Annotated in this window: 3 protein-coding genes; all 3 read left to right on the plus strand. The window is 71.4% G+C overall.

The features are described from left to right. The coding region (locus tag ACLEQD_RS38200) for a formylglycine-generating enzyme family protein (protein ID WP_410390775.1) at positions 1 to 510 on the plus strand (510 nt) is incomplete at its 5' end. 205 nt (positions 511 to 715) lie between these two features. Beyond that, on the plus strand, positions 716 to 1,666 hold the full coding sequence (locus tag ACLEQD_RS38205) for an ADYC domain-containing protein (protein ID WP_410390776.1): 951 nt from the start codon (positions 716 to 718) through the stop codon (positions 1,664 to 1,666). A gap of 257 nt (positions 1,667 to 1,923) precedes the next feature. Then, a complete protein-coding gene (locus tag ACLEQD_RS38210; RefSeq protein WP_410390777.1) occupies positions 1,924 to 3,807 on the plus strand; it encodes a hypothetical protein in 1,884 nt (627 codons plus the stop codon). The last annotated feature ends 348 nt before the right edge of the window (positions 3,808 to 4,155 follow it).

The raw sequence follows: 4,155 nt of genomic DNA on the forward strand, positions 1-4,155 counted from the left end.
CCCGTGCGGTACGCCCGGCGCTCGCAGCGCACGGCGCAGGACTGGCGCCAGTTCCCCGTGAGCGGCATCAGCTTCGCGGACGCGGAGGCCTACGTGACGTGGCTGTCCACGTCCGGGCGGGTGCCGGGGGCGCGGCTGTGCTCGGAGCTGGAGTGGGAGCGGGCCGCGCGCGGCGTGGATGGCCGCGAGTACCCCCACGGCGGCCGGCTGGGCGCGGACGAGGCCAACGTGGACGTCACCTACGGCAAGGACCCGGGCGGCTTCGGCCCGGACGTCGTGGGCAGCCACCCCGCGTCCCGCAGCCCCTTCGGCGCGGACGACATGGCGGGCAACGTGTGGGAGTGGACGCGCTCGTGGCTGGAGCCCGGCCGCCCGGTGGCCCGGGGCGGCAGCTTCGCCTTCAACGTGACGAGCGCGCGGTCCTCCAACCGGGAGCTGCCGGAGCCCTCGCTGCGCGACGTCACGGTGGGCCTGCGCGTGTGCGCGGACGCCCCCGTGTCCGGCGGCTGAGCACCACCGGACACTGGAACCCCCCGGGAACCGCCGGGCTCGCCCCGGGGTCGCTCGCAACTGGAAGCCACTGGACGCTGCAAGTGCCCGGACGGGCCTGGCGCGGTTGCCGCTCCCGCCCCCCGGTCTGACCTTGTGTCCTGAAAGACGGTGCGGGTCGGGGTCGGGGTCGGGAAGGGGCATCCAGATGAGGACGTTGCAGCGAGTGGTCGCGGCGTGTTTCGCCGTCGTGGCAGTGGGCTGTGGCACGGAATCGCCGGAGTTCGACGCTCCCTCCCTGCGCACGCAGGTGGCGGAGGTCGTGTCTCCCAACGGGCGCAACCTCAATGGGCGCAACCTCAATGGACGCAACCTGAACAACAGCGAGCTGGGCGGCATGCTGGTGTCCGTGGCGTACGCGGGCGCCCACTCCGCCTCCGGCACGCCGCTGAGCAACGTGGGGCTGCTGGGCTCGGCCTTCGTCGGCCTGGATGGCACGACCCCCGTGACGGGCACGGACTTCACCGGGGCGCGCTTCGTCGGCACGCTGGGGGACGGCACCACCCTGCCCCTGCGCGTGGACAGCGTCACCCAGGGCAGCGGCGGCGACAGCGACCTGTGGTCCTACCAGGTCTCCTACCAGGGCTCCGACGGCAGCTGGCGCTCCGTGTGCCAGGACGCCAACGGCGCGGCGGCCTCCGCCATCGCCGTGGCCAACCGCTGGAACTACCTCCAGGGCGTGGCGGGCGGCGGTGAGAAGATTGAGGACGCCACCGCCTTCACCTTCGCCTGCGAGGGCGCCGCCATCGCGAAGTGCATGCACTTCGGCTACAAGCCCTGGGCCACCGCCGCCAACGGCGAGAGCCTCGCGGGCCACCACCAGGCCTGCACCCGCATGGTGCGCGCGGACTTCTGCGGCGACGGTGAGTCGCACACCATCGATGGCCAGTGGGTCAACCTCTATGACGGCGTGGGCGTCCAGGTCGACACCGAGTCGTGGAGCCTGGAGGCCGAGTGGAACGAGGCCGGCGCCCGCTGCTTCACCTCGGAGACCCGCGCCCACGTGCCCGTGACGTGCTCGGGCTTCAGCCCCATCCCGGACTGCGGCAGCACCAGCCACTTCCAGTCCGGCACCCGCCTCATCAGCGAGTCGCCCTACGGCGTCAGCGGGTTGTAACCAGACTGGTTACGGCAACCCCAGACTTGTAACTGATTATGTTACAAAATCTGGAAGTCGATAATTGTCATTCTTTCATGATATGAGAACGCCCTGTTCGCCTCCGTGTCGCAAGGACCGGAGGGGGATGGGGCGTTTTCCGCATTCACGGAGGGGGACGGGACCGGGGTGGCCGGGGTCCCGCGAACGGTGAGGGGGAGGGTGCCCCATCGCGCGGCTGTCGTCGCGGTACCCCCGTCGTGAGTGGAGCACACCCCATGAAGCCTGAGCTGTCTTTGCTGTGGAAGCACTCCGGGAAGCTGGGACGGCGCCTGCCGTTCGCGCTCCTGGCCTCGTCGCTGGTGGTGGGCTGTGGCCAGCCCGCCCCGGAGACGTCGGAAACCCCCGCGCCCTCCGCGCCCGCGGCGGAGTCCTCCGCCCGGGCCGTGGACCCGTCCGGCAACCTGGAGGCGGCGCTCGGTTCGACCCTGCAGGCCCTGGAGGGGGACGCGGCGCGCCCCGTGGTGGCGTCCCTGGTCGCCATCCCCCAGGCCGCGGTCAGCAGGACCACGGCGACGGTGTTCCAGCTGAAGCTGGACGCGAAGCGCGCGGAGAACGAGGCGTTCCGCGGCGGGACGCTGACGATGGCGGACGGCGCACAGCAGCTCGTGTTCCGCGACAACGGGCAGTCTGGCGACGCGGTGGCGGGAGACCTGCTCTTCACCGCCTCCGGCACGTTCGACTTCGTGGCGCTCCAGGCGGAGCAGCAGCGCATTGCCCAGGCGCAGTCCCAGTCACAGACGCAGCTGACGACGGCCGTGTTCGAGAACCGCCAGCTCGTGCGCACCGTGCCGGTGACGGCGCTGAACCCCCAGTTCCCGGTGGGCCAGCCCGTGCCCATCCAGCCCATTGGCCTGGCGTCGCTGGTGGACCCCGCGCGCTCGCTCATCATCCGGGCGCCCTCTGTCGTGAAGGACACGACGCGCACGTATGACCCGTGCACCGGCGCGGGCAACCCGAACGGCAAGTGGACGTTCAACTACCTGATGACGGAGATGGCCAACCAGCCCTTCACGGGCGTGGCCCCCTCCACCTTCGTGCGCGAGTGGCTGCGGCAGTGGGAGCAGCCGCGCACCATCAACGGCTTCGTGAACCCGCCGCGCACGTCCATCGCGGGGAACCTCATCGGTCCCTGGCCGAAGCTGTCCTCCGGCGAGCTGAACCTGGCGAGGTCGCCGTTCAAGCTCATCGCCATCGTGAACCGGCTGGACCTGGCCGGCAGCAACCCGGCCTATGGCTCCGGCAGCGCGGGCGAGGGGCGCTTCATCTTCGCGGCCACCACGGGTTCGGGGGCCTCCTGCTACACCGTGCCCTTCCTGGTCATCCTGGAGTACGGGGTGGACAAGAGCGGCTGCGCGGCCATCAAGACCTACGCGCAGCAGTGGCAGGCCCTGTCCGGGCTGCCGCTGGGCAGCCCGACGTACAACGCGGCGCTGGAGGCCCTGACGGAGCAGTTCGCCAAGCGCGACCTGTCCCCGCGCAAGCCCAACCGCAGCTCCATCAACCAGGTGCGCACCAACGACGACTGGCTGGCCCACCCCTGGGAGCTGCGCGAGTTCCGCCTCTGGAACGGCTCCATCAACCCGAACTCCTACTCCACCACGCCGCCGCCGGCCCTGGGCCTGCTCAACAGCCACACCGTGGCCCAGACGCCGGACCGCACCACGCAGGCCACCCTGTTCCCGTCCTACGTGAACGCCAACGCGGCGCCCATCGTCGCGGGCGCGTACTCCGTCCCGCTGCCGTGGGGCGGTGGCGCGTTCCGCGGAGGCCGCGCCGTGGTGACGAACCCCGTGGCCATCCCGCCGTTCTGGAGCCAGCCCGCGTCCGTCATCCCCAACCGTCAGGCGCGGCACGTCTTCTCGCTCAACACCTGCGACGGCTGCCACGGCGACGAGCTGGGCACGAACTTCACCCACGTGAGCTGGACCGGCGCGCTGTCGCCGTTCCTCAGCGGCGCGCTCACCGTGCCGGACCGCGCGGACGGGGCGCCCGTGCGCACCTTCAACGAGGTGCTGGCCCGCCAGACGTTCCTGGATCAGATCGCCAACCAGAGCTGCCTCACGGCGTCGTTCGTGACCGCCGCCCCCAGCGTCCACTGAGCCTCCCTCCGGTGTGAGGGCTTCGCGGCCTCCGTCCCCATTGCTTGGGACGGAGGCCGTCGTCGTTCAGGCCTTCGTCCGCCCGGTTCCCCGCCTGCCATGGGGACGGGCTCGGGGTGTTCTCCAGGTTCACGCCCGGTGGTGACATGACTTCCCCGGGCGGGGAGGCGGCACCACGTTTACCCGGCTCCGGAAGACGCCCCTGGGTTTGGCCGGGGCAGGCATCGGGGGCCGTGGAGGCAGGCCGTGGGACGCACCGAAACGACAACGGGACGCCTTGCCTGGCGCAGGCGCGTGCGGCTGGGGGCCCTGCTGGCCGCCGGCTGGCTGGCTGGCGCCTGCGGGCAG

The sequence above is a fragment of the Corallococcus sp. 4LFB genome, assembly GCF_046520365.1.
GTDB lineage: Bacteria > Myxococcota > Myxococcia > Myxococcales > Myxococcaceae > Corallococcus > Corallococcus caeni.